Source organism: Polyangiaceae bacterium, from assembly GCA_020633205.1.
Lineage (GTDB): Bacteria > Myxococcota_A > Polyangia > Polyangiales > Polyangiaceae > JAHBVY01.
On the sequence record JACKEB010000013.1, the window covers coordinates 341,262 to 366,997 of the forward strand.

At 63.8% G+C, this 25,736-nt stretch carries 21 protein-coding genes; 15 read left to right on the forward strand and 6 right to left on the reverse strand.

The genetic code is table 11. The features are described 5' to 3' along the window. Positions 1 to 130 precede the first annotated feature (130 nt). From H6718_17775 to H6718_17790, 4 genes are all read left to right on the forward strand, one after another. A complete protein-coding gene (locus H6718_17775; GenBank protein ID MCB9587253.1) occupies positions 131 to 3,184 on the forward strand; it encodes a hypothetical protein in 3,054 nt (1,017 codons plus the stop codon). Positions 3,185 to 4,287: 1,103 nt separating this feature from the next. Further along, positions 4,288 to 4,653, forward strand: a complete 366-nt coding sequence (locus H6718_17780; protein ID MCB9587254.1) for a hypothetical protein — start codon at positions 4,288 to 4,290, stop codon at positions 4,651 to 4,653. A 148-nt stretch (positions 4,654 to 4,801) separates the two neighbouring features. Further along, positions 4,802 to 6,001 (forward strand): WG repeat-containing protein, encoded by a 1,200-nt coding sequence (locus H6718_17785; GenBank protein MCB9587255.1) that lies wholly within the window; start codon positions 4,802 to 4,804, stop codon positions 5,999 to 6,001. Positions 6,002 to 6,124: 123 nt separating this feature from the next. Next, the gene (locus H6718_17790) at positions 6,125 to 6,361 is read left to right on the forward strand and encodes a hypothetical protein (GenBank protein MCB9587256.1); all 237 of its coding nucleotides are present in this window, start codon (positions 6,125 to 6,127) and stop codon (positions 6,359 to 6,361) included. A gap of 5 nt (positions 6,362 to 6,366) precedes the next feature. Here the strand turns inward: H6718_17790 and H6718_17795 are convergent, their stop codons facing one another. After that, the gene (locus tag H6718_17795) at positions 6,367 to 7,461 is read right to left on the reverse strand and encodes a hypothetical protein (protein ID MCB9587257.1); all 1,095 of its coding nucleotides are present in this window, start codon (positions 7,459 to 7,461) and stop codon (positions 6,367 to 6,369) included. 588 nt (positions 7,462 to 8,049) lie between these two features. Here H6718_17795 and H6718_17800 point away from each other — a divergent pair. Next, positions 8,050 to 9,156 (forward strand): hypothetical protein, encoded by a 1,107-nt coding sequence (locus H6718_17800; GenBank protein ID MCB9587258.1) that lies wholly within the window; start codon positions 8,050 to 8,052, stop codon positions 9,154 to 9,156. Between the two features lie 27 nt (positions 9,157 to 9,183). On the opposite strand, the gene H6718_17805 is transcribed toward H6718_17800, so the two are convergent. After that, on the reverse strand, positions 9,184 to 10,416 hold the full coding sequence (locus tag H6718_17805; GenBank protein MCB9587259.1) for a hypothetical protein: 1,233 nt from the start codon (positions 10,414 to 10,416) through the stop codon (positions 9,184 to 9,186). Positions 10,417 to 10,535: 119 nt separating this feature from the next. Here H6718_17805 and H6718_17810 point away from each other — a divergent pair, with 119 nt between their 5' ends. The 10 genes from H6718_17810 (at position 10,536) to H6718_17855 (ending at position 21,750) form a co-directional block, all read left to right on the forward strand. Beyond that, entirely contained in the window at positions 10,536 to 11,360 is an 825-nt protein-coding gene (locus H6718_17810; GenBank protein MCB9587260.1) for an arsenite methyltransferase, read from the forward strand. Continuing rightward, positions 11,357 to 11,941 carry a sigma-70 family RNA polymerase sigma factor gene (locus H6718_17815; protein MCB9587261.1) on the forward strand — a complete coding sequence of 195 codons (585 nt, stop codon included), beginning with the start codon at positions 11,357 to 11,359 and terminating at the stop codon, positions 11,939 to 11,941. Before H6718_17810 ends, H6718_17815 begins: the two co-directional genes overlap by 4 nt. A gap of 260 nt (positions 11,942 to 12,201) precedes the next feature. Next, the gene (locus tag H6718_17820; GenBank protein MCB9587262.1) at positions 12,202 to 13,479 is read left to right on the forward strand and encodes a VWA domain-containing protein; all 1,278 of its coding nucleotides are present in this window, start codon (positions 12,202 to 12,204) and stop codon (positions 13,477 to 13,479) included. A 73-nt stretch (positions 13,480 to 13,552) separates the two neighbouring features. Further along, a complete protein-coding gene (locus tag H6718_17825; protein MCB9587263.1) occupies positions 13,553 to 14,749 on the forward strand; it encodes a hypothetical protein in 1,197 nt (398 codons plus the stop codon). 583 nt (positions 14,750 to 15,332) lie between these two features. Next, positions 15,333 to 16,724, forward strand: a complete 1,392-nt coding sequence (locus H6718_17830; protein ID MCB9587264.1) for a hypothetical protein — start codon at positions 15,333 to 15,335, stop codon at positions 16,722 to 16,724. 10 nt (positions 16,725 to 16,734) lie between these two features. Then, the gene (locus H6718_17835) at positions 16,735 to 18,357 is read left to right on the forward strand and encodes a serine/threonine protein kinase (GenBank protein MCB9587265.1); all 1,623 of its coding nucleotides are present in this window, start codon (positions 16,735 to 16,737) and stop codon (positions 18,355 to 18,357) included. A gap of 80 nt (positions 18,358 to 18,437) precedes the next feature. Continuing rightward, positions 18,438 to 19,565: a hypothetical protein gene (locus tag H6718_17840; protein MCB9587266.1), complete on the forward strand. Its 1,128-nt coding sequence runs from the start codon at positions 18,438 to 18,440 to the stop codon at positions 19,563 to 19,565. Then, complete coding sequence (locus H6718_17845) at positions 19,562 to 20,560, forward strand: hypothetical protein (protein ID MCB9587267.1); 999 nt, start codon at positions 19,562 to 19,564, stop codon at positions 20,558 to 20,560. The genes H6718_17840 and H6718_17845 overlap by 4 nt, the downstream gene beginning before the upstream one ends. Further along, on the forward strand, positions 20,560 to 21,351 hold the full coding sequence (locus H6718_17850) for a hypothetical protein (protein ID MCB9587268.1): 792 nt from the start codon (positions 20,560 to 20,562) through the stop codon (positions 21,349 to 21,351). The genes H6718_17845 and H6718_17850 overlap by 1 nt, the downstream gene beginning before the upstream one ends. A gap of 81 nt (positions 21,352 to 21,432) precedes the next feature. After that, positions 21,433 to 21,750 carry a DUF3817 domain-containing protein gene (locus H6718_17855; GenBank protein MCB9587269.1) on the forward strand — a complete coding sequence of 106 codons (318 nt, stop codon included), beginning with the start codon at positions 21,433 to 21,435 and terminating at the stop codon, positions 21,748 to 21,750. A gap of 1 nt (position 21,751) precedes the next feature. Here H6718_17855 and H6718_17860 read toward each other — a convergent pair whose 3' ends face one another. From H6718_17860 to fliS, 4 genes are all read right to left on the reverse strand, one after another. Then, positions 21,752 to 22,498 (reverse strand): hypothetical protein, encoded by a 747-nt coding sequence (locus H6718_17860; protein ID MCB9587270.1) that lies wholly within the window; start codon positions 22,496 to 22,498, stop codon positions 21,752 to 21,754. A gap of 175 nt (positions 22,499 to 22,673) precedes the next feature. After that, on the reverse strand, positions 22,674 to 23,882 hold the full coding sequence (locus H6718_17865) for a sensor domain-containing diguanylate cyclase (protein ID MCB9587271.1): 1,209 nt from the start codon (positions 23,880 to 23,882) through the stop codon (positions 22,674 to 22,676). Positions 23,883 to 23,953: 71 nt separating this feature from the next. Then, the gene (locus tag H6718_17870; GenBank protein ID MCB9587272.1) at positions 23,954 to 25,300 is read right to left on the reverse strand and encodes a class I SAM-dependent methyltransferase; all 1,347 of its coding nucleotides are present in this window, start codon (positions 25,298 to 25,300) and stop codon (positions 23,954 to 23,956) included. 1 nt (position 25,301) lies between these two features. Next, the gene (gene fliS, locus H6718_17875) at positions 25,302 to 25,694 is read right to left on the reverse strand and encodes a flagellar export chaperone FliS (protein MCB9587273.1); all 393 of its coding nucleotides are present in this window, start codon (positions 25,692 to 25,694) and stop codon (positions 25,302 to 25,304) included. Positions 25,695 to 25,736 lie beyond the last annotated feature (42 nt).

Here is a 25,736-nt window from a genome sequence, read left to right on the forward strand (position 1 = left end):
AGCGCGTGAGGAGAACCCCGCATGATTGAGTGCTGGACCCCCCAGCTTCCCTCACTTATGCCTGCGCCGTGGTGGCGGCGAGGGGAGTATGTTGAGCTTGGCGCAGAGGGCTTTGGTACCGCTTATCTGGGTGCTGGCAATCTGGTGCCTTGCTGGCTGCACCCAAGCGGTTCCACGCTTTCCTTTTGGTGACGTCTCCACCCAGGTGGCGAAGGACTCGATGCGGCAGCTCGAGACGGACACGTTGATCGTCGTCTACCCGGAGGGTAAGCGAGACCAGGCGTTGCGCTTTGCCCGACGCGCGGAGTACTGCCGCGAGGAACTGGTACGTCGCGCCTTGATCAAAGGTGGGGCGAGCGAAGAGAAGGCCGTGTTGATCTTGCCGGACGTGTCGATCAACAACGCGTTCGTGGTACCTCCGATCGGTCGCGAACCGATCGGTGTGATCCCTACGCACCAGACCAGCGACTTCTTCTTGAAGCTGAACCTGCCGCCGGATGCGGGGATCATCGGTTGCCACGAGATGACGCACTACGTCCAAGGGCAGCAGATCGGCGGCTTCCCCGGAGCCTTGCACGCCGCGTTCGGGGATCTGTACACGCCGCAAATCGGGCTCGCGCCCTGGTTTCTGGAGGGGCTGGCGGTTTACTACGAGACTCGCCTTCAAGACGGCGCCGGCCGGCTCGGAACACGCTACTTCGAAGGCTTCCTTGCTGCGGGTTTTCAAGCAGAGGGGGAGCAGATCACCGGCGGCCTGCTGAGCGAGTTCAACCGTCGGGTGTCGTTCGGGCACTACTTGTTCGGCGCCTTCTTCGTCGATTACCTCGCGCGCACGTACGGCGAAGGCCGCCTGTGGCAGGTGGTCAAGGGTCAAGGACGGCGAGTCATCCCGATCTTCGATGTGAGCGGCGTGTTCAAGGGCGTGTACGGGAAGTCCCTCGCGGACTTGCTGGACGACTTTGACGCGGACCTGCGTAAACGGTTTCCCCCGCGGAAGCGACCGGCTGGCCAGGTTCTCGTGCGTCAGTTGGGGGCGAGTGTGCGCTATGCCCGCGGCTCGCGCGGGAGCGAAGCGTTCATCTCTGCGGACGTCGACGAGCCGGTGTCCCTCAGCGTGGTGCGAGACGGCAAGGTCATCCTGGCGCGGAAGCTGACGGACGTCTTGCCGGGGCGCACGTTGGCGGCTCCCAGCGTCAACCTCACGAGTGGGCTCGCGTTCTCGCCGGACGAACGCTTCGTCTACTTCACCGTGGTGGACCAAGGCTTCGAGCGCCAGGTGTCGCGCCTCGTGCGCCTAGATGTCTCGGAGGATCGCCTCGCCGTGGTGAAGCGGGATCTGCGCGGGCCAGGGGGCTCCGTCAGCGCGGACGGCGGTTGGTACTTTCATTCCGTTGCGACCCTCGACAGCTATGTGCTGGCGAAGACCGATCTCTCAACCGGGCGCACGCTGCGCATCACGCGACCTAAGCCGCGCCAGTACCTAGCTTCTCCGGTCGTGTCGCCTCGGGGAGATAGGTTGCTGGTGACCGAGGCCTCCGATAGCGGCGTGCGTCTCGCGATCTATTCGACCAACGGGCAGCGCCTGCAGGCAGTGCCTGCCCCGGCAGGCCAGGCATTCGAGGCAAGCTGGGTTGACGAGCAACAGGTAGTTTTTACGGCGAGCGATGGGCACGTCATGCAGGTCCATCTGGCGGACTTACGAGAAGGCAGCTATCGGGCGATCACCCACGCACCTTATCTGACTTCACAGCCCTGGAGTGATGGCCGGCACGTGAGGTTCTTGAACCGCAAAGGGTGGCGCTTCGGTCTCGAGCAGGCGCCAGTTCCTCCCGGATTTCAGCGCGCTCAGGGCTCTGCCTTTGGGCCACTTGCGCAGTCCTCCCAAGCGCAGTCGTCCTACGCGCAGTCGTCCTACGCGCAGTCGCCTCGAAAGATATTGCCTCCCGGAAATGCTGTGGCCGGTGAGCAGGCCCCGGTGGTCGTCTTGAGTCCACGGGTCCAGGGTGATACGGCTTCCGACTCTTCTGCTTATCGCGAGCGCCGCCGGCCCATGGACCGCGATGTCCAGGTGGAGTCAGACGAACCCTATTCGGCGCTCGACAGCTTGTTCCTGCCAAACTCCTGGGGACCGTGGTTCGTCAGCTCCGGGGGCAACTCCACTTACGGTGTGGCACTCCGCGGCGGCGACCGTCTCGGCTACCACGAGTACGCCCTCGCGGGCGCCTACAACTTCACTGCGGAGGCTCCGTCTGGGCTCATCAGCTACATCAACGCGAGCCTGGCACCGGTGTTCTTCGATCTCGACTTGCAGCACTTCGCGAGCCTAGACCAGGGAGACGATGGCGACGCCGACGACGTGCTGAGCCGGGAAACCGTGGGTCGCATCTCGGCGAGGGGCGCTTGGGCGGCTGGTTTCGAGTCTCAAGCCGGCTTTCGCTTCGCCGACATCCTACGAGAACTAGGTCCCGACCGAGACCTCCTCCAGGTTCGGCAGTTTGCCGGGCCCTTCGTGGGTCTTGCCTGGAGCGCGTTCGAAGCGACTCCCTACTCAGGAGTCAGACGCGGGCTCGCGCTGGATTCGTTGGTGAGTTTTTTCCCTAGGGAATTAAGTGAGTTCAGTGACTTTGGTCTCGAGGATGCCTCACTAGGCGCTGCGTTCGTCGTGCCGCTGCCTCTTTCCTCGCGGCATACACTTCGGGTGGGTGCGCGTGGGCGTGCCCTGATCGGCGCGCCCGACGGGCTCAACCTGCTCCAGATAGGGGGAGGAGCCAGCGATCTCATTCCAGAGGTGCTTCAGGCTCCCGGGGGGCCGAATCATTCGGCTGGCGTGCTTCCTCCGGGTCTACGCTTCTACGAGTCGCTACGCGGTTTCGAGGACCGAGCTTTCTACGCCGACCGCGTGGCGACCGCAGAACTCGCGTACCGCTATCCGGTGATCATCGATGCCGGGAACATCGCGACCTTCCGCTTTCTTCCACGCTTCTTCTTGCGCCAGATCGACTTCGAGCTTTTCGGTGCTGGCGCGCTGCTGCCTGCCGACGAAGAGGCGCTGGCCATCGGCGGCAGCATGGCGCTTCGCATGGCCTTCTGGCGGGTGCCATTCTTTCTCAGAACTCAGCTCGCGCGTCGCGTCACCCAGGATCGAGCGTGGGCACCGTTTACTGCCCTGGGCATCGATCTCTAAGGCATTGAGCACTGGGGGACTGCGCACTGAGGGACTGCGCACTGAGGGACTGCGCACTGAGGGACTGCGCACTGAGGCATTGACCTTTCGAGAGACCTTCTACGTCCGTTCAGTGGCGGCTATCCGACGAACGGAATCGTATGCTGTGCCGGATGCCTCGCAAAAAAAGCGATCCTCGTCGCTCGCGGAGTTGCCGCGAGGAACCGAAAGGGGAGGTTGGTACGCTTAAGCTTGAATTCCTCGAAGCGAACCCTAATACTCTGATCGTTTCACCGGGTGCCGTTTTAACCTCGCGGTTCCAAAGGTGCTTACCACCGCCTCAACGTGATGGGCGTTGGTTGATGTTCAGGGCGGCAAACCGTCGTGGCAGGGTGGGGAAATCCATGAGCCAGAAGGAAGCGCAACAGCAGAGTGAAGCTGCGGCGGCTAGCGAGCTGGTCGCCAAGGGGCTCGATCACTACGGTCGCAATGAAGTCGACTCCGCGGTTGCCTGCTGGCGTCAAGCAGCTGAGCTCGACGCGAGCAACCAGCAGGCGCTCGACTACCTGGACGCGGCCGGTTTCGAACCAGTGGTTCCGGGGGGCGCCCAGGTGATCGACATCAGCACCGCACGGCGCATCCTCACCCCCTTGCCCCCTGCTCCGGATCCCAAGGAGCTCCAAGGCGCGCGTATGCGTGAGCTCGAGACACTGCTCGAGGGTAAGCGCTACGAGGAAGCTCTCGAGCTGCTGTTACGGGCACGCATTCAGGAGCCCAACGAGCCCGCCATTTCCAGGGGGATCCGTCTGCTCAAGGATCGGCTGCTACTCGACTACGTGCGGCGCCTGGGCGATCTGGACCAGATCCCGGTTCGCGGGGATGGGCCCGCGCCGTCCAGCGAACCCGAAAAGGGGATCTACACCCTGGTGGACGGCATCGCTTCGATTGACGACTTGCTACAGGTCTCCCCGCTCGGTCGCTTCGAGACCTACCGTTGTCTTGCGCGCCTCCTCGACCGTAACGCGATCACGTTGAGCGATGCGGCTCCCTGGAGCCTCCCCGTGCCGGAACCCAAAACGGAGGTTCGCGCCAAGCGCCCGCACGTGGAAGGCACAGCCGCTCCCGTGCAGAGCCCCGCATCCAAGTCCCTCGAGGCGCTCACGGATCTGGACGGGTTCCTAGGAGCATCACTCATCGATTCCGGCACTGGGCGTGTGCTCGGCAGAGCTGGCGGTAGTGGCTTCGATCTCGAGCTGGCTAGCGCGCTGAACGCCGATGTCGTGCGCTGCAAGCTGCAGGCGATGGAGACACTTGGCTTGAGCGAGCAGCTCGAAGACATCGTGGTCACTTTGCCGGAGCAGTACCACATCACGCGCGCCGTGAAGGATCGCCCCGAAGTGTTGTTGTACCTGGTGACGGACCGCAGTCGGTCGAACCTGGCGCTCGCACGCATGCGCCTGATCGAATTTGATTCTTCGCTAGCGCTCTAGTGTCCCGTCTGAGTAGTTCGCACAGATTCACCTCACTAGAGTTCGGCGGTTTGGCATGCCCGCTCCAGGAGGCGCGAAGAGGGAGCGATTGAAGTAGACTTCAACCCCTACTCAAGCGGATTTCCACGCTCCGAGTTAGGGGGTGAGGGTGGCTACCAAGAAGAAGACGCCTCGCAGCGCAAAGACTCCTCAGCGCGGGACTCGCAAGACCGCTAGTCGCTCAAAGGCGAAGCGCGCACCGAAGCAGGCCAAGCGCGTGCGCTTCGGCTACCAACGGGACGGCGAGTGGGTGATTGAGCCGCGCTTCGAGGCCGCGCTGCCGTTTCATCATGGGCTCGCAGCCGTGCAGCTCGGAGGGCGCTGGGGCTACATCGATCCCCAGGGAAACTGGGTACTCGAACCCCAGTTCTACCACGCGAGTTCCTTCGTCGATGGCGTGTTCGCCCAGGTGGTGCTTGGACAGCAGCAGCTCTACATCAGCCGCGCAGGGAAGCCGGTATTCCTGCATCGACTCCCGGCGTCGGACGGCTTGGTCGCTGCGCGCGCAGAAGGGTTTCACGCATGGGACGCCAAATGGGGCTACTGGGACGCGGTGACCGGGGAGCCCAGGATCCCTGCGAAGTTCGCGTCGGCCGAGCCGTTCTTTGGTGAGTTTGCCACCGCATCGATTTGGGTGCCGGACGTGGGGGGAAGACACGGCGTGATCGATCGTCGTGGGGAGTGGGTGATCGAACCGGAGTTCATCCTTTCCAAGGGCGGTCACCCGCGCGGCGCGATCGTCACCCGCAAGGAGGGTGACAAGTACCTCACCGGCGTCGTGCATCCAGAGCAGGGTGTCGTGATCCCGTTCGCGGAAAAGAACATCAAGCCCGACTTGTCGCGGACTCAGACGAAGTGGCCTCCGCGCACGCCAGAAGACGAAGCCCTGGTGCTGACGAAACAGGAGCTCGCCGTCGAGCCCACCGCGGATCCCTCCAAGTTTCCATTTCGATTCTACGGAGTGGGGATCGGAGACTCCGAGCGCCAGCTGGTTTATCGCATCCATTTCGAGGCGGGGGACGCTCGGCCCCTGGTCAGTTCCGTTCGAACGGCGCTCCGCGACGCTGGCCTCCGCGGTTCATGCAAGGCAGAGGGCGCCTTCTTGGCGGTGGACGTGTCCGATGCCTATGAACTCGGCATGCTGGCCGAGGAGCAGCTCCTGCCTGCGCTGAAACAGCTCCACCTGCAGCACCCGATCCGCGAGGTAACGTTGCTCACCCTCTCGGATTATGCAGACAGTGACTGGCAACGCTGGAGTGTCGAACAGCAGCCAGAGGCGGATGATGGGCCGATGTTCGGTTACGAATAGGCGCTTCGAAGATCCGCAACCCGTTCATCTAGCTGCCGATTCCATCGTGTTTGGCAGCGCCACCGCGGTGGTGGTGCTCTGATGGAGGAGCTGTAGATGTTGTCCCTTGGTTTATTCGTTTGCGTGATCCTCGGAACCGTGTGGTCTTTGACCCCGGCCCGGGAAGTGCTTGAGACGTTTCTCGCGCTCGTTCCTTGTGTACTGTTCGTAGCCTCCAGCCTGATTTCGACGCTGCTATTCGACGGCTGGATCGAGTTCGTCGCCGTGCTGGTCGGGCAGTTGCTGTCGCTTTCCTTGATGCTGAGCATCGGACACCGGATCCGTGACCGGCGGATGCGAGAGATCATCGAGGCCGCTTGAGGCCTTTACAACAGCCGTTTGCCGCTGACGCGCTCGACCTCATCCTGAATCAGTTGCTCGAGTTCTAGCTTCTGGGCGAGGGTCATCTCGCCCACTTCAATTTTCCGTGTGGCAACCATGGTTAGGGTGTAGTTCAAGGCGGACATGGCGTCGCTTGGCTTCGGACCCGTCAGGACATCGTACTGCTTGCGATTCAGTAGCATCACCACGCGCTGATCCTCATTGGGCTTGTAGCTGAAGCTGACCGCGTGCAGGTCGGCAATTGGCTCCTCGAACCAGCCCTTGAGGATTCCCCCTTCCTGATCCGAACGGAAATTCTCAGGTGTGATGGTCAACACAGCATGCTTCTTGACGCCGTCCACCGCTCCCACAGCCACCGCGGCCAGCACCAGCGTGATGATCGCAAAGAAGGCGTAGAAGACTAGCTCTGGGATTTGGTCCTGAAAGCCGAGCACCGCTAGGCTGATGCCGCCTACGGCCATCAGCGCCGCGAACTGCGTGATCAATCGATACGGCTTCTTGAAGCGGATCACGCTGCGTTCGGCTTCGCGCTCTACTTCGAAAGCGCCGCTTGGCGCTGAGACGCTGGAGGCCTCCGATGGCGCCTTTAGGTTGCATCCGCTCTTCACCTGCTCCAATAGGGCTTCGACCCTCGCTTTGGACTGAGAGGTGTACAGGGTCCATTGGACGCCATCTCGCTTCTCGATGTCGAAGGCGTAGGTCACGCTGCGTCCCTCGCTGTTGCTGCTCACTTGCTTGTTCACCGCCAGGCGCCGGATGGCGGAGTAGGGGAGCCTCCCAACAGGCGCTTCGGCGAGATCACTCGTGCGATACGCAAGCAGTGCTGCGGCACCATCGTCGAACACGAACGCCGCTGGGCCAACGCTGCGGGTGAAGACCAGCACGCTCGCGCCGAAGAACGCCAAGCCGAAACCAGCGATCTTCGCGCCGAGCAAGGGGTCAGCGAGGGCGACGAACGCACCCAGCGCTGCCGCTGGGGCACCCAGGATGAGCAGCACGCCGCCCAACACGAACTGCCCGGTGCGGGTGCGTAGCAACACGACACGCCCCGTCTGAACGGGCCCTAGACGATACTCCACGACATCGCAGCATAGCCAAGATGGCGACCAAGGGGGTGAAGCTTGGCGTGCCGCCTAGAGGATCGTGACGAGGACGCTCTGTTGGTGGCTCCCTCCAGGTAGCCTCCTCGTGCGCACCCACGGACTGCAGCTACAAGTCCCGAGGAAGCCGCTACCACGCGGATATCAGACTCAGGGTAGATCCGGCAGCAACTGTCGCTGCTGGAACCCTGAGCGGGATCAGCTGAGACATCTCGACCGTCGACCAACAGCGTTGGTGATCGGAACCTTGCGAGCTCCGGGTGTTGGTCGAGGTTTGTTTTCGTCCCATCGGGGTACTCGCTGGCAGTGGTCCAACGCCTCTGCCTCTCGCGACCGAGCAGCATCGACGTTCGGGCAGTCTGGGAAGTACAGGAGCTCCACTCGCATCGTTCGAAGTAGCTCGTCCGCGATCGCTGATTGCCCTGCAGAATCAGACTCTTGCGCGGCGCGTGACCTTGGCGATGCGCGAGCGGCCCAGGAGCCGAAACACAGACGTGTTGGCGCAAGGATGAACCCTGTGGGGAAGGCTCGGGTCGCGCGGCTCGTAACAGACCCGCCATGATTCCCATGAGAGAAAGCCTCCATTTCGCTCACACTAGATTTGCCGTGGGGCTCGCCGCGCTGCTGTTCGTCGCCTGCGGGGGCTCGAACTCGAGCGGCCTCGGCAGCGGGGGAGCTGGGGGCAGCGCCGGTGACCAGAGCGGCGGTGCGGGTGGCGCAGGCGCCCAGAGCAATGGCGGCAGTGGGGGCGTAACTGGGTGCGTCAACAGCTTGGATTGCGTCGACCGAAGCGACGGCAAGACCGTGTGCGAGCCGAACCTCGGTATCTGCGTTGAGTGCGTCGCCCAGGCAGACTGCGACGAGGGTCTGTTCTGCTCTCGCAACGTGTGCGCACCAAGCTGCAAGTCAGACAAGGACTGCACGCCGCTCGGCATGTTGTGCGACTTCTCAAGTGGCGTGTGTGCTCCGCCTGATGGCAGTGGCGGCGCGGGTGGATCCGCAGGGAATGGCGGGAGCGGTGGTGCAGGCGGCGATGCCGGCGCAGGCGGCTCCGCTGCGAGTGGCGGCTCTGCGGGCAACGCTGGCTCAGCCGGGAATGGAGGCTCTGGTGGTGGCGCGTGCAACGTCCCGAGTGGCTCCGTGTGTAACGTCGGAGATAACTGCGGGTGCTCCTCGGGGCAGACTTGTGATCTGAGCGCCAGTGCCGCTCCAGAATGTCGTGCGCCTGGCAGCGCTGGTCCACTAGCTGACTGCGCGGTTGACCCGTCTGTGTGTGGTGCTGGCTACGGCTGCGTAGATAGCCTGTGCAAGCAGTGGTGCAGCACCGGCGGGAGCGAGTGCGGCAGCAAGCCGTGCATGGGGGTCACGAGCAATGGCGCTCCGGTCGCTGGTGTCGGAGTGTGCGCCGAGCAGTGTTCTCCCACGTCCCCTGCGCCGGCTTGTGGTGCTGGTCTCGGCTGTGAACCAACGACGGGCGGCGCCGCTACCACTTGTGTGCCAGGGGGAACTTCCACCACTTCGTGTTTCTTTGGGGAAGCGTGTGCGCCTGGCTATCACTGCGACGGCTCGAACTGTCAACGCTGGTGTCGCGTGGGCATGGGAGATTGCGCTACTTGCACCACGTTCGCTGACTCTCCCACCGTGAATGGTGTGACCTACGGCGTGTGCGGCTGACCGCACGCGCGACGTCGACGACTGCCGCTACAGGGATCCGTGCACTAGCATCAGCCACGCTGCGCCGACCAGCGCAGTTGTCACGGCAATCGGAAAGCCAACACGTAGATACGCGAAGAAGCGCATCCCGCCGACGTCCCGCGCCGCTTCAGCAACGATCAAGTTCGCGACGGAGCCGATAAGCGTAAGGTTGCCCGCGAACGTCGATGCCATTGCCAAGAGTTCCCAACCCAAGCTCGGTTCTTGGAAGCGCGCGATTTGATCTTTCACGAGCAAGATGAACGGCACGTTCGAGACCACGTTGGATCCGAGCAAGAACAGCGTTGTGAGCTTGAGACCGCTGGTTGTGGACGCCGAATCAAGGGTAAGGGGCAACTGTTCAAAGAACCAAGCGGGTGCCCCGCTTCGCGCGAGCCCCTCAACGACCACAAAGAGCCCTGTGAAGAACAACAAGAGCGCCCAGTCGATGCGCGGCCAAAGTTCTCGCGCGTCGACTCGCTGAACCAGCAGCAGCACCACGAAGCCAGCCGCCGCCGTCCAAGCGAGGTGAGCGCCGAGCGCATAGGCCACCGCAGTGCTCATGATGACCCCGAGGGTCAGCTTGGTACGGAATGAAATCGGCTCGCTACGGAGTTCCTCCACCTTTAGATGCGACTCTTGAATTGCTCGGTGGAAAAACAGTAGGAGTATGCCGTGGTTCAGGGCGAGGCCGAAGAGAGCCACGGGGCCGAGCAACATCAGGTGGCTGCGATAGCTGAGACCACCCAACAGGCCGCACAGCATGTTTTGGGGATTACCCACCAGAGTGGCCACGCTGCCGGTGTTAGCCGCTGTTGCGAGCGCGAGCAGATAGGGCAGGGGAGGCAGCGAGTGTCTGCGCACCAGGCGAACCACGCTCGGAGCGGCCAGCACGCACACCGCGTCGTTGGTGATCAGCGCCGAGAGTAGGCCGGCTCCCCAGACGATGACTCCGAGCAGACCGACTGGCGTGCGGGCCCAGCGAGTCACTCGCACCTCGAGCTGTTCCAGGAACTCGCCTCGCGCCAGGAAGGCGCCCATGCCCATCACACCAAACAGCAAGAGCAGCGTGTCCCCGTCGACGGCCCCGAGCGCATCTTCCGGTGTGAGCACACCCAGGGCCACGCAGGCTACGGCGCCAAACAGCGCGCCCGCCGGTCGATCCAGGCCAAGCGCCCTCACTCGACCCGCTGAGATCAAGAGGTAGGTGATCGCGAAGATCAGAATGCCCCAGGTGTTCATCGACTCTCGTTCTTCTAATCGAGCGCGGAAAGCTGGCGTCGGGGGATGTTGTCACTACCGGACGATTTCCTGCGTCCTTTGCCCCCCCCTGGCGTCTTGGGGAGCAAGGAGGCCGATAGATGACCGTAGAAACCCAAGATCGAGTTCGACAAGTCGTCCGTGAGCAGTACGGGAACGTAGCCAAGGGCACCACACAGAGCTGCGCCCCAGGGTGTTGTGCCGTGGCGCCGAGCGCGAGCCTGGCGCTTGGCTATTCCGAGGCTGACCTTGCCGCGGTACCCGAAGGCTCCAACCTGGGGCTGGGGTGTGGGAACCCTCAGACCCTTGCATCTCTCCGCGCAGGCGAGACGGTGCTCGACCTCGGGTCAGGCGCAGGCTTCGATTGTTTCCTTGCGGCAAATCAAGTTGGCGCTACGGGGAAGGTGATTGGCGTCGACATGACGGCGGAGATGGTCTCGAAGGCGCGAGAGAACGCCGCTCGTTTGGAGCAACGGAACGTGGAGTTCAGGCTAGGAGAGATCGAACACCTGCCGCTCGAGGACCGGAGCGTCGACGTCATCCTCTCGAACTGCGTGATCAATCTCAGCCCTGACAAGCCCGCGGTCTTCCGAGAAGCATTCCGCGTGCTGCGTTCAGGGGGGAGACTCGCCATCTCTGACGTGGTGCGCCTCGGTGAGTTGCCGGAGGCTCTTGCGCAGGATGTCAGCGCGCTCACCGGATGTGTGGCGGGCGCGGCATCTGTCCAGGATCTGGAACGGTTTCTCACGGAAGTGGGGTTCGAGGGGGTGAGGGTCGAGGTGAATCAAGCAAGCAAAGAGTTCATCCGCGACTGGATGCCGGGTTCAGGGGTCGAAGAATTCGTGGCTTCTGCGAGCATTCAGGCGACCAAGCCTGGCGAAGCGAAGTGTTGCGAGCCAAGCTGCTGTGGAGGAACCAAGGCGTGATCGAATCGGCGATGCAGGGCGCGTGGGATGAACTGACGACGCGCCTGCGTCCCTTCATCGCGCGCCGCGTCGCCCCCAGTGACGCGGACGATGTTTTGCAGGACGTTCTGCTCCGGATGCAGCGCGCGCTACCCGAGCTACGTGACGACGAACGCTTCGGTCCTTGGGCGTATCGTCTGACTCGGAACGCAATCGTCGATCACCAGCGCACGCTTGCACGCCGCTTGGCTCTAGAGTCTTCCGCGGACCTCGAGGCGCCACAGGCCAGCATGGCAGACGAAGAGTACCCCGCGGAACAAGAACTTGCGACCTACGTCGCAGCCTTCGTAGCGATGTTGCCTTCCCCTTATCGTGAGGCGCTGACCCTCACCGAGCTCGAGGGCCTGACGCAACGAGAGGCGGCACAGATGATGGATATCTCGCTCTCTGGGATGAAGTCTCGCGTGCAACGGGGACGCCAGCTGTTGCGGGGCACCTTGGAAGATTGCTGTCGGATCGCGCTGGACGCGCGAGGGCGTGTGATCGCGTGCGAGCCCCGCCCGGATGGCAAGCTGCCCGGCTGTGCGTGTAAGAACGGCTGAGCTGCGGCTCACCTCACCCCCCGATCCGAAGCGGCCTGATGGCGGATGAGCTGGCTTTCGCGGGGGGTGGGCCCGGTACCTGCATCGAGTGTGAACTATGATGCGCTCCGGCGTAGGGGTGCGGAATTGCGGGCGCTTAGCACCCGACCAGCGGGTCGGTGGGGCGGAGAGACGGAATCCAGCTAGATTTGCCTGGATTCTGCGCGGAGTCGGACGTTTGGTCAGTTCCATCCGGCCCAAGGTTCGGTTAGCATCTGTTGGTGCTTCGACTTCGACATCTGGGCTTGATGGGGATCGCTATCGGTACCGCGCTTGCGTGCTCAGCGTCAGGCGGAAACCAGAACAACATCTCTTCGGGTGGCTCCAGCAGCAGCGGCGCGAGTGGCGGGTCGGGCAACGGCGGCAGCAACGGCGGTTCGACGAACGGAGGCTCGGGCAACGGATCGGGTAACGGCGGCAGCGCCGGGATCCCTCTCGACGGTGGCGGCGCCAACGGGGGCGGTGGAGGTCTCGATCCGGACGCCGCATGCGAAGGCGTCTCGCAGAAGGCAGAGGAGCGCTTTCAGCCCGCGGACATCATCTGGGCGATCGACACATCCGGCAGCATGGTCGAAGAGGCCGCGTCGGTTCAGCAGAACATCAACGCCTTCTCCCAGCAAATCGTTGCGAGCGGCATCGATGTGCACGTCGCCATGCTGGCGGGCTATCCGTTCTGGCCGCTGCCAGGCATCTGCGTGCCTGCACCGCTGGGGTCTGGTCAGTGCCCCGCGGATTCGAAGGCACCGAACTTCCTCCACGTGCAGAACTCATTCATCGACAGCGTGGACGCCCTGAGGAAGCTCGTTGCGCGGTTCAACGACTACAAGTTCATGTTCCGCCCGAACTCACTGAAGTACGTCGTGGTGATCACCGACGACAACTCGGAGACCTCTCCCGACGGGAGCAGCACCGGGAACCCTGGCGCGTACGACAACAACCCGCAGCAGTTCATCACCGACTACTCGAACCTCGATCCGTCGTTGCTCAAGAACGCTGACGGGACGCCGGCATGGAAGTTCAGCGCGATCTATGCGTTCACCCAATGCGCAAACGCCGCGCGCGTAGGCTCTGTCTACAAGGACATCGTCAACGCGACCGGTGGTATCCACGGGGATATCTGCAGCTGTCCGCCGGGCCAGCTGGCCGCGTGTCAGGCAACCTTCCAGCAGATCTTCAACGACCTGGCGACAAAGATCTCCCAGGGAGCCGTGCCTTTGGACTGCGAGTGGGGCATCCCTCCGGCACCGTCCGGCCAGAGCTTCGACCCGAACTTGGTCAACGTGGAGTTCACGGACCAAGACAACGGAACCAAGGAGACCATCTACCGCGTGGACGATGCCGCGAGCTGCGACCCGACGCTGGGCGGCTGGTACTACGATAACGCGACCAATCCCACACGGGTAATCGCGTGTCCTGCCACCTGCAACAAGGTGAAATCGGTCGTTCAAGGGCAGGTTGATATCGCGTTTGGGTGCGAATCCGTGGTGATCCCGCGCTAGCGCATGCTTCTGCTATGCTACGCCGCGAAGTGAGCGCGCGGCGAGGGTAGGAAGCGCGCTCTGGGAGGTAGCGGTGAGTGCACGCTTCGGTCGCCTGATTGCAGTAGCGAGTTTCCTGGTGGCAATATCTTGTGGCTCGGACCCCGAGCAGTCCACCAGCGAGTCAGGTGGGAGCGGCGGGGCGTCCGGAGGGCAAGCCGGCTCCTCTTCCGCGGGCGCCAGCGCAAGCGGCGGCATCGGCGCCTCTGGGGGCGGCGGTTCGGCGGGCCGGGCTGGTTCCGCGGGGCAGGCTGGGTCCGGAGCACAGGGCGGTTCTGGAGGGGCGTCGCCTGGTCTCAGCGGGGACTACCCCGGAGATGTTGGCATCGAGAGCGATCCGGACGTGATCTTCCACTCGAACTTCGAGTCCGACATGGCCGGCTGGACCTCGTTCACCCAGAACGCGCAGCGCCTGCGTGTGATCGACGACGCGACATCCGCGAATGGCGGCAGCAAGTACCTGGAAGCCAACGTGACGCGCACGATGCTCGCGAGCCAGCAGTACATCTCCGCCCAAGCGCGCTTCGAGTTCCCGGCCCGAGAGGAGCAGATGTATTGGCGGTTCTACACTCGCTACGTGGGGGACACGGCGGTGCCTCACCACTGGGTGAGGGTCGCAGCCGGAAACGACGCGTTCAATAGTGACGGCCTCGCCGCAGTTGTTCCCGGGGGAAATGAAGGTTTCTGGTTCGACCTCGATGCCAAGGACAACGGCTTCTTCTCGTTTTACGTGTACTGGCACGAGATGCGCAGCTGGGAGTGCAACGACGGCTCAACCGACCCGAACTGCGCCGGCTACAACGGGCCCTCTTCCACGCCCTACTACGGGAACAACTTCAACCCGGCGGATCAGGCTCCGTTCCCACGAGACCAGTGGTTCTGCGTCGAAGTGCTCGCCAAGGCGAACACCCCCGGCAGCTACGACGGGGAACTCGCGCTGTACGTTGAAGACCAGCTCGTTGGGGAATACCGTACGGGAACTCCTAGGGGGCGCTGGCTACGGGACAACTTCTACTCCCATGGCCAGTACTTCCAGGATCAACAAGGTTTCGAAGGCTTCAATTTCCGAACATCTGCGGACGTTGGGCTCAAGGCGGTCACGCTCGATGCGTACTACGAAAAGGGCACGCTCGACGCGAAGGAGCAAAACGGCATCACCGTGCCCGAGGCGCAGGTCACTCACTACGACGACGTTGTGGTGGCTCGTCGTCGCATCGGTTGCAAGCACTAGCGATGTTGCCGCGGGGCAACGGTGAGAGGCGCGCCGACGGTGGTCGGGCTTGCTGTCCCTGAATGCCATCGCTGCTTCGTTTGGGGCGCAGCGCGCGTTAGAGACGAACGAACGTTCAAGACGCGAACGCTGTAGGCCGCCAGGTGTCGCTTGGCGCACACCACCCTAGCGATCTCATGGGGTGGACTTGATCGCCCATTTCCTACGTGAGAAAGTGAGTGACGCCCACTGACGCTCTTCTGCGATCACGAGTGGGCGCACGTTCGAGTCACTATTAACCACCGACGAATTTTGGTCGTCAGTTTGCTCGCCGGGTCGCGCCACTAGGTGTCAGTACCTCGGGGAGACGGAGTCGCCAGCCCAGGTCGGCTCTTGAGCGGTGGTTGACGTCCGCGGTGACTCGGACGTGTGCGGCTTAGTACCAAGGGTCGAGTCGCCCATAACTCTGGTGGCCATTCTGGACAGTGCGCTTCGACTCGAAGCGTGAAAGGGGAGCTCCATGCCGTTTTCGGGAGTCGGTTCGCGTCGCGATTTGGTGATATCCGTATGGAATATAGGTAGTGCCGTCTGTGTCGGTGCCGTGATGATGCCGCTATTGGTATCTTGTTTCGATTCAGGAACGGCTGGCGAAGTTGGCGCGAAGCGAGCCGCGGCTAAGACCATTAGCCTCGACGTCAGGCGTAGCCTGGTTGTGACGGAGCAGCCCATTTTGGCTCGTTTTGGCTTCCAACGCGTGATGGAGAAGCTCGCGGCTGACGCTGGGGACGCGAGTGTCACCGCGGGCGCGTTGTTCACTCAATGGTGGGACACCCAGAATCCCGGGCCAGGTCTTGGTCGTGGACCGCATTGCGATGACGAGGTCTCAGGCGGGGCAACGAGCCTGAATGGCTACCCGTATCTTTGCCGCCCGGCACCGTCGGAGGGCGCTCAGAGTGCATGTGATCCCTTCACTGCGGGGAGCCCCTGCGAGTACATCCCGGTCGGTCTCTTCAATCGTTTCGACCTGGCACCGGAGGACGCTTCGAACTGCGGCGAGTACCGCATCGTGTATGCCAAGCGCACTGGCATTGACGACTCGCGAGATAGAAACCTCGTGATCTTCGAGGCGGTCATGCCGAACCCTCACCCCCAGCAAGGACTCAAGGGGTGCCGAAAGATTGTCGATGTTTGGGCGGATCTGACGGATGTCGCGGACGTCGAAGGTCGCGCAGACGCGCTGGAGGATTTCTACTTCGCGGGTCAGGGCAACGTGCCTCCCGTGGTCGCGATCGAGCACTACGGAAACAACGCCGACGGGCTTGGCCAGATACGTACCAACCAGTTCTCGAATACCACCACCGGTTGGTCACTCAGGGAGTTCAAGCTGCAAGGGCAAGGCAGCGGATTGGTGTTTGCGCCGGTCACCGTCAAGACGAATCCCTTTGGCCCCCTGTTTGCTCCAGGCTCACCCCTCCCGGGAGCGGCGGCCTTTCAGGCTACTTTCCCTGCAGAAACCGAGTCGCTGGCGGCAGATGAGATTGCGCTCATCACCCTGTCGGTACCAGACGAGTTCAACTCGGGACAGAGCCAAAGCTCGGGCGCTTTTGCCGAGGAGATGCGCTACCCAGGGCAGTTCGAACCCAACACGGTCCTTCGGGAGGGCATCGAATTGGAGCTTGCGGGTCTGAGCAGCGGGCTCACGGCTGACGACATCGTGCTACGCGCCCAGGCGCAGAGTTGCGCAGGCTGCCATCGATTGAGCAACGGCGCGGAGCTTGGGGGCGGGCTCGTCTGGCCGAGTTCTCTTGGCTTCACGCATGTGAGTGAGCGCGACACCGAAGCGGTAGATGGAGTGACTCGCTACCTGATTTCACCGGCGCTCCTCGACGCCTTCCTGCCGCATCGCAAGGCCGTCATGGAGGACTACCTCAACAACAAACCTCGGCCGCCCAAGGCACCTGACATGCCGATCGGTGGACGGCGCAGCCACGGTTAGGACCACACGCATGGCCAACGTTTCCGAGTCTCGAGTGCAGTGCGTGGTGGCGGAACCTCGCCCTGGGTTGGTTTTGGGCAGGTATGAGCTGCTGATGCCGATCGCGAAGGGCGGCATGGCACAGGTATGGGCTGCGCGCCTGCGTGGCTCTCGGGGTTTTCGCAAGATCTTCGCGGTGAAGACGATCCGTGCGGATATTGATTCCGAGCGCCTTGAGGAGATGCTGCTGGAAGAGGCAACGCTCGCCGCACAGATCCATCACCCAAACGTGGTGAATACGGTCGAACTTGGGGATGAGGGAGGGTTGCTCTATCTCGTGATGGAGTGGGTCGACGGCGAGTCGCTGAGCGTTGTTGGCAAAGCAGCTGGGGACACCGGGATTCCGATGCCGATTGCGGTGAACCTGGTTGGTCAGGTGTGCAAGGGACTCAACGCGGCGCACGAGCTGCGTGACGAATCGGGCAACCTGCTCGGCGTCGTGCACCGCGATATCTCTCCGCAGAACATTCTGGTGGCCTACGACGGGACGGCGAAGCTGGTTGACTTCGGCATAGCCAAGGCCACGCATCGAAGCTCTTCGCTGACGATGGAGGGGGAGATCAAGGGCAAGTTTGCCTACATGGCGCCAGAGCAAGTCAACCAGCAGAGCGTGGACAGGCGGACGGACCTCTTCGCGCTCGGCATCCTGCTCTACACTCTGACCACGGGTAGGCATCCATTCCGTGGGGATACTCCAGCGGCGACGATTCGCAACGTACTGACTCGCCCGGTGACGCGTCCCAGTGCCATCGTCGAGGACTATCCGTTCGAGCTCGAGGCGCTCGTGATGCGCTCGCTACGGCGTGAGCCGGCCGAGCGCTTCCAGACGGCTCATGAGATGCTCTCGGCTCTGGAGCGGGCTGCACCAGAGTGGCTCGAAGGGAGCTTCGAAGCGAGCGTGGCGGCGTACATGCGTGCGCTGCTCGGTGAGCAAGCGTCGCAGCGCAGGAGCGAGCTGAGGCGCGCCCAGGCCGATCTCGACCGCGACTTGCCAGAACCAACTCTGAGTAGCAGCTCGAGCAGCTACAGCTCACTGCGTGCGATCACGTTGGATCCAGTTCCGACGGCAGTCGGTGAGCCGGGTGATGCGGAGAGCGAGTCAGGTTCACTCAGGAGCGGTGGCAGCCTTCTGAGCGCGCAGCGGTTCGCGTCACCGGCGCCTTCGCGGCGCTGGGGGCGTGCTGGCGTCGCTGTGCTCGGACTTGGCAGCTTGCTCGTTGGAGTCGGGTGGTTCGTTGCGCGGGGAGTGAGCGGGCCAACGGAGCTCCCGGCGAATGCGGCGCAAGCAGCCCCTGAAGCACCGGTCGCGGCTCCTGAAGTGTCTGCGCCTGAAGCCCCGGACGCGCCAGCAACGGCGGCGGAAGAACCGGCGCCAACGCCCAGTGTCGCGCCTAGTGCCGAGGAGGCCGCGGAGGCAGCGAAGAGCAGCCGTGCGTGGACACGGGGACGCTGGGCGCCGTCGGCGCAGCGGCCTTCGAGGCAGACGAGCGCGGATAAGCCCGAGGGGCAAGCGAAGCCGCAGGGCAGCGACGCGCCCCTGCCGAAGGGCTCCGCTAACGCATGGGACCCGAGCACCTTCGGGGGGCGCCAATAATCATGCGGAAACTACTTGAAGTCGGCGAGAGACGGGGAGGAAGTATGCGAGCAGATTGGTCGGGGCAGAGGGGCGAACGTGTGGTTTCTGTAGGTACCACGCTACGTTGGGCGTCGGCATTGACGCTGGTTGGTGCCGCGTGCGTCGCGTGCGGCAGCGACAAGGCGGGCGGCCTCGGAGGCAAAGGCGACGGGGGCTCTGGTGGTACCAGCGCGGGCGCGGGTGGTGACGCGGGCAGTGGAGCTGGTCCAACGGGGGGTAGCTCTGGCAGCGCGCAGACCGCGGGCAGTGGAGGAGTCCAGAGCAGCGGGGGGGCTGCAGGAGCGTTGAACGGGGGCAGCGGCGGAACTTCCGGCGGAAGTGGCGGCAGCGGCGGAGGACCTGGTGGAGCGGCCGGCGCGGCGGGAGCTGGAGGTACGGCGGGCGCCGCCGGCAGCGGTGGGAGCGAGCTCGTTCACTGCGTCTTCCACAGCGATGTGTCAGGCGCGGGGGGCGTGGCAGGCGCCGCAGGCGCTCCCGCAGAGACTGTAGGAAGCGCGACTAGCCCGTTCTTGGGCCAGTACCTGACCGACGCTGGTGGGATCACGTTGTATACGTACGGAAGCGACGTCCCGGGCGACTGCGATCACGCGCCGGTGAGTGGATGCGTTGGTGACTGCTTGCTCTCGTGGCCGCTCTTCGACGCAGATCCCCGAGTCTTGGGCGCGGGGCTGGACGACGCGAACTTTGGCAGCTTCCTGCGCGCCGACGGTGCGCGCCAGACGACCTACATGGGCTGGCCGCTCTACTACTACAAGAACGACACCAGCCCGGGGCTGATCGCCGGGCAGGGCAAGGCCAAGCTCTGGCATGCGGCGGAGGTGATCCCGCCGGAGCTGGTCGTGCTGCGCAACGGGAGCACGAAGTACCTCGGCGACCGCTGGGGGTTTGCGTTCTATGCCTATGCCGCCGATGAGCTTGGAAGCGGCGGCGCGGACCCCGTCGCGAAGTGCGCGGGTAGCTGTGCTTCTCAGGCGAAGCCGGTGCGCGGCAAACAGCTGAGCCACGTCACGTCGCTGGCGGAGTCGGACTTCAGTGTCTTCACTTCTCCGGGAGTTGGCCAGCAACTCGCATACAAGGGGATTCCGCTTTACTACTCGACTGCCGACAAGCAGCCGGGTGATCTCGCGGGCGTCAACGTCGTGGACTTTGCGCTGGTGGAGCCATGAGGGGCGGCCACGCTAGTTTGATCGCCAGCTGCTTGATTGCGCTCTCTCCGCACGCTTTGGCGGAACCCTCCGGCGCGCAGAAGGCCGCGGCGGAGGCGCTATTTCAAGAAGGCACCGATCTCGTGAACTCGGGTCAAGTCGCCAGAGCTTGTCCGAAGTTTGCGGCCAGTCAGGAGCTCGATCCGGCGCTTGGCACGTTGCTGCGCCTAGCAGACTGTCGCGATCGGGAGGGCAAGAGTGCGAGCGCGTGGGCGCTGTTTCTCGAAGCGGCAGCGCTTGCGGGTCAACGCGGCGAGAGCCAACGTCAGGACTTGGCCAAGCAACGGGCGAGCGATCTCGAAGCGCGGCTCAGTCGCCTAGTGCTGCGTCTGCCAGACGATTTCCCTGAGGATGCGAGCATCGCGCTGAACGGAGTGAGCATTCCGAAGGCTTCGTGGTCTTCTCCGCTCCCCGTCGACCCGGGTCGGAGCGAGCTCAAGGTGCGTGCTGCGGGCTACCGAAGCTGGGAGAAGCACTTCGACACTCCCGCTGGACCCCACGTGACCGAGGTCGCGGTGCCGCAACTGGCGGCGCTGCCAAAGGTGGCCAAGACGCCTGCGCCTGTCGCGGATGGGCGTGCACCCTCACCCCCAAGAACCGAGCGCGAACGACCCTGGGAGTCCGTTGGGTATGTTGCCCTGGGATTGGGGTTGGTTGGGCTTGGAGTAGGGGCGTTTCTGACCGTGAAGGCCTATGACGCAAACAGTGAATCTCTCGACCATTGCCGCGAGGAAGACAAGAATCGCTGCACGGCGCAGGGTACGAGGCTGCGCGAAGACGCGCTGAGCTACGCCGACGGCGCGACCGTGGCGTTCGCCGTGGGCGGTACGTTGTTGGTGGGCGGAGTGAGCTTGGTGTTGTTTGGTCCCACCGAGTCGAGGGAGGGGCCGAGGACGAATCTGGCGCTACGAGGCACGCGTGATGGTGCAGCGCTGAGCTTGGGGGGAAGCTTCTGATGTCGATCACTGAGCGGGGGGTCCTCGCGTTGACGTTGCTGCTTGTTCCCGCCTGCGCCCAAGTGCTGGGTATCGAGGACGCCGTCGAGGACCCGACCTTGGAGGGCTCGTCGGGCGGCGCGGCGGGGCAAGGCGGTTCCGGGCAATCAGGAAACGCGCAAGGGAGCAAGGCATCGGGAGGTCAAGGGAGCCAAAGCGCCGGTGGAACGGGAGCGAACGCAAACGGAGGATCCGCGGGGAAAGATGATGATGCGGGCAGCGCGGGCGCTGGCGGGGTCAGTGTGTGCGAAGAGTACTGCACTGACATGGAGGCCTACTGCGAGGCAGACTACCCGCAGTACAAGGATCGAGAGCAGTGCCTCAAGGTGTGCGGCGTGTTGCCGCCGGGCGCGTTGGGGGACGCGGACGGAGACTCCGCGGCGTGCCGGCTGAAGTACGCAGGGAAGGCGCGCTACGCTGCCGGGACAGAACTCGCTGCATACTGTCGTCAGGCCGGGCCCGGGGGCGACGGTCGCTGCGGCAGCAACTGCGAGGGCTACTGCAGCGTGATGATGGTCGCGTGCACTGAAGCTTCTTCGCCGCTCTATCACTACAAGGACATGACGGAGTGCCTGGATGTGTGCTCTGGCCTGCCGCCGTCAGACGTCTCTTACGACGTGCGCGACCCCTTGGTGTTCGACGGCAATCATGTGCAGTGTCGGCTGTTTCACGCGACCAGCGGGCTGATGGCTGACGCGGACGAACACTGCGAGCACGCGATGGGAGTCACGCTTTGCGAGGCTGACCAGTAAGCTGCGACATCTTGTCCGCTCGCCACCGCGGCGCCGCGCCTCCATGGCCTTTGGGAGGCGGCTCGAGCGTTAGGGAGCGGGATGAGTGAGTTGAAGTTCTTTCGTTGGGTGAGCTTGGTCGAAGGCTTGTCGTTCTTGATCCTGCTGGGGATCGCGATGCCCCTCAAGTACGTCTTCGGCCAGCCCCTCGCTGTGCGCATCGTCGGGATGGCGCATGGCGCGCTGTTCCTGGTGTTCGTGGTGGCTTTGATCCGTGCGGCATTGGAGCACGAGTGGCCCATCACGCGCTCGGCGAAGAACATGTTGCTCTCGGTTCTGCCGTTTGGGTTCATTGGAATCGAGCGCGGGCTGCGGGGAGACATGGCGAAGCTCGGGGGAGGCGACGAGCCGCGCGCATGAACTACATGGTCGAGAACCCGACGGAGAGCTCGCCACCCCAAACCACGTCACTCGCTATCCCGACCTCACCAGCGAGCTGAGCGAAGAACCAACGCCTGACTTGAAGCCGCACACCGCCGCGGACGGAGAAGCCGAAGCTGGTGGCGTCGAAGTCGTAGCTCTCGTCGTCGACCACGAGCGTCGTATCAAGGAAGTTCACGGTGCCCATCACGTCAACGAAGGGCGTGATCGGGGAACCCGTCGGTAGCTCTCCTCCGATCCCGAAGCGCAGGCCCTTGATGTCGAGGCTGCGGCTCGTCACTTCTCGCTGTTGTCCAGCGATGTCGTAGGTCTGGGTCGAGTCCCCCGTCGAGTAGGTGGCGAAGGGCAGGTCGAAGCCGACGGTCATTCTGACGTAGCTGACGACCAGGCGCGCGTCGTAGCGCAGACCCAAGGCGGCGACTCGATCGTAGGGCGCGCCCGAGAGCGGCGCATCGAGGTTGAGGCGCTCACCGCTCCCGACCTGGCTGAAGTTGGTTTGCGTGTAGGACCGCTGTCCGCCGATGAAACCCATGGTGAACTCCCCGTGGTCCCAGGGACGGAAGTCTTCATCGTCCAGGGAGCCAGGTTTGGGCGAGCGGTCGTACCCGGGTGACTCGTAGCGTGAGTCATCCAGGTAGTCCTGTGCGTGGGCATCCGCCGCGTGGAATAGGACGCCGGTTGCGGAGAGTGCGGTTGTAAGACCAAGCCAGAGCGAATGAAGTTTCATATGGCTGGACGCTTGTGCAATGCCCAGGCCCAGCGCGTAAGTCGCGGAAACTACGCGCTTTGCCGCGACGCGCCAGGGTTACCGGGAGCGTGGGCGGAGGCGCCTGGCCTGACGCCCTGGTCAGATCTGTGCGTGGAATTCACGCTTCGTCAGGAACGCGTCTGGGGACCTTGGCTCAGCGCGTCGTAGGCGCCGAGGCGAGGCGCACGCAATTTTTCCCTGAGGATTTTGCTTCGAGCAGCGCTTGGTCGGCACGGTCGATCAGCGCCTCCGCGTTGTCTCCCGGGCTCTGCTCGGCGATCCCCACGGAGCAGGTAACCCGGAGGGTAGTCTTCTCGCTGACGCTGAATGGCCGCGCGCCGACGCTCTTGCGCAGGCGCTCTCCTACCTTCTGGAGGACATGCCGCTGCGCCCCCGGGAGCAACACTGCGAACTCCTCACCGCCATAGCGAAACGCCAGCTCGCGTCCGCGGGTGACGTCCCGCAGTCGCTCCGCCACCGCCATCAACAGCGCGTCTCCGGCGAGGTGCCCGTGGGTGTCGTTCACTCGCTTGAAATCGTCCAGATCAATCATCGCGAGGCTGAGCGGCTCAGAGCGCTCCTGGCTCTCCGCCATCGCCCGCTGCAGCGCCGCCATCATCGCGCCGTGGTGCCCCAGCCCTGTCAGCGCGTCAGTGCGCGCTTCCCGCGCGAGGCGCTCGAAGCGCCGGGCATTCTCCAGCGCGAGGCCGGCTTGATCCGCGAGCATGCCCAGGACTTCGATCGTGATCGCATCCGCGCGACGCCCGGTGAAGCGGTTGTCAGCGTAGAGCACTCCACACAAGCCGTGGCGATCGAAGAGCGGGACTGAGACTGCGGTCTCCAAATCCAACAGACCGTTCAGATCATCGTCGCCCTCCCCGCGCACCAATGCCTGTCTCCGTACGGCAAGGCCAATTGGATTGTTCGCATCGACCTGCACCTCGAGTTCCCGAACTCTGCGACCCAAGGAGCCCGGAGCCTTCGCTTGGTCCAGGCCTGCTTGGTAGAGCGCCCTGAGGTCTGGCGCCAGGGATTCGATCTCTCGCCAGACCAAGTCCGCCTCGCGTTCATCGGTTGGTCCCACGGCGGCGATGGCAGACAAGCAGGCGCGTCCTCGTTCGGACGCGTCCGGAGTGATGAAGAGCATCGCCCGGTTGAAACCGAGGCCAACTCCGGCGGTGACGCCAGTCAGCAGGGCGTAGCAGGTCGGCTCCAGTTCCAGCGCATCGCGCACCAAGCTCGACACCTGGTGAAGCAAACGGATCGCGCGGTAGAGCGCGAGGTTCTCCGTCTCCAGCGCCGCAACCCGGTGGCGCAGGACGTCCAGCTCTGGTGGCTCTCGCCCTTCGACCTCGCGCGTCACGCAAGCGATAGTAGCCGCATCGCGCGAGCGCGTGCCACGCAATCGCTTCGCGAGCGATACTCAACAGGCGACTAGCAGCCGAGGTGCGCGCACAGGGCCTGGACTTCTGGGTCCTTTGGAGAGAGGGCGCGAGCCGTGCGCGCTTCGAGCCGTGCGTCGGCGGTCTTGCCTTCCGCGTCCAGCATCCAGGCTAAAGCCAGGCAGAAATCTGCGGGCAGCGCGTCCCCATAGCTGCGCACCTGTTTGAACACTTGGATCCCGAAGCCTGTATCTCCGCGTGCGGCGGCGGCTTCCGCCAGTGCCGAAGCCACTTTTGGATCTGCAGGGGACAGGGCGTGGGCTGCTCGCCACGCGCCGAAGCGGTCTTCATGGCCGAGCTTCGTCACGGCGCTAGCGAATGCGTTGGCGGCCTCCGGCAGGGTTGGGTCCACCCGCAGCGCGGACAGAGCCAGCTCGAGCGCGTCGGGTACCGCGCCCACAGCCAGCATCAACTGGCTTAGCCGTGCGGAAGCGCGGGCGTCCCCGGGAGCACTGCGCTGAGCCGCGAGCAGCGCCTCGGCGGTACGGTCTCCACTGTGCTCTAGCCACCCGAGGCGTGCCTCCAGGAGTAGCATCTCCGCATGGTAGCGGGGGTGCCCAGTTGCCTTGGCGCCGAACTCGCCGTTCTTCTTCAGAGCGCGCGCCAGTAGCGTGCTGGACGGCTCTTGCTCCGCAGCGGCTACCGCGCGCTCCGCAGCCTCGAAATCTTGCCAAAGCCCGTCGTCCTGGGCGGTAACGCAGCACGCGAGGAAGCTAGAGTCTTCGGCTAACCACTCAGTGAAGCGGAAGCCGTTGCTCTCCAAGAGTCTTGCGAGTTCAAGTGAGGAGAACGCGCGCCGGGCTGGTGCTTCCAGACGCTGCGTCAGTTCGGCGCGCGCTTCGACGACCAGGACCGGTGCGCCCTCGCTCAAGCCACGGCGTAGACTCCGCAAAAATGTCGAGGGGGAGTCGGTGTGCCCGAGCACGTCCGCCACCACCGCAGCGGCGCATTGCTCTTGGCCAAGACCATCTTCGATGTTGGTCTGAAGTGTTTCCGTGCGGCGAGATAGCTCACGGCAGAAGGCGAGCGCTTTGGGATCGCGATCGACGGCTAGCACCTGACGGTAGTGGCGTCCGAGGATGCGCGTTCCGACGCCAGCGCCGCAGCCCGCGTCCAGGACGCGCCCGAGGTGCGGGAAGCGCTTTGCGAACGCTTCGTAGTAGGCGCGCATCGAGGGCGCGGCGCTCGGCAGTTCCGGGTAGTGGCAGCCTCTGCCGCGGGAGATGTGCACGCTCGCGCCGGAGCGGAAGTGAGCCCAGAAGTCGTCTGGAGCGGCTCCACGAACGTAGGTTACGGTGCTGTCTTTTACGCTTTGCGTGGGATTGGGAAAGCTGTGCATATCACCTCGGCAGCGTCTGCTCACGCGCTGCCTGAGGTACGGCCACTTCCCAAGCCTCCTTGATGGGGCTGAGCACCATAATCACTTCCGCCACCAAGAGCGGGTCGCTCTTCAGGTTCGCTTGCGTCAGGCGATCGAGACAGAAGTCGTAGACGCCGCTCAGGTGTTGGCAGAGGTCCGGGTTGTGCTTCGGATCGAGCGCGATCAAGAGTTCGCTGATGATCGCGTGGCTCTTGCTAATCAGCTCGCCGGCTCGTGCGCGTTGCTTCTGCTCGAGGCAGAGCTGCGCGCCTCGCAGGAAGCGGAACAACCCATCATAGAGTGCGAGCAGGATGTCTCCCGGGCTCGAGGTCTGGATCTGAACTTGTTTGTAGCGACTGGCGACGTCCAACATCGATCTTCCTCTGAAGTGCTCGGTTCGTGACTAGACAAACGG

Coding starts and splice junctions, on each gene's coding strand:
- H6718_17800 (MCB9587258.1), top strand. CDS start 8,050: ATGAGAGAAAGCCTCCATTTCGCTCACACTAGATTTGCCGTGGGGCTC.
- H6718_17805 (MCB9587259.1), bottom strand. CDS start 10,416: ATGAACACCTGGGGCATTCTGATCTTCGCGATCACCTACCTCTTGATC.
- H6718_17810 (MCB9587260.1), top strand. CDS start 10,536: ATGACCGTAGAAACCCAAGATCGAGTTCGACAAGTCGTCCGTGAGCAG.
- H6718_17830 (MCB9587264.1), top strand. CDS start 15,333: ATGATGCCGCTATTGGTATCTTGTTTCGATTCAGGAACGGCTGGCGAA.
- H6718_17835 (MCB9587265.1), top strand. CDS start 16,735: ATGGCCAACGTTTCCGAGTCTCGAGTGCAGTGCGTGGTGGCGGAACCT.
- H6718_17845 (MCB9587267.1), top strand. CDS start 19,562: ATGAGGGGCGGCCACGCTAGTTTGATCGCCAGCTGCTTGATTGCGCTC.
- H6718_17850 (MCB9587268.1), top strand. CDS start 20,560: ATGTCGATCACTGAGCGGGGGGTCCTCGCGTTGACGTTGCTGCTTGTT.
- H6718_17855 (MCB9587269.1), top strand. CDS start 21,433: ATGAGTGAGTTGAAGTTCTTTCGTTGGGTGAGCTTGGTCGAAGGCTTG.
- H6718_17860 (MCB9587270.1), bottom strand. CDS start 22,498: ATGAAACTTCATTCGCTCTGGCTTGGTCTTACAACCGCACTCTCCGCA.
- H6718_17870 (MCB9587272.1), bottom strand. CDS start 25,300: ATGCACAGCTTTCCCAATCCCACGCAAAGCGTAAAAGACAGCACCGTA.
- fliS (MCB9587273.1), bottom strand. CDS start 25,694: ATGTTGGACGTCGCCAGTCGCTACAAACAAGTTCAGATCCAGACCTCG.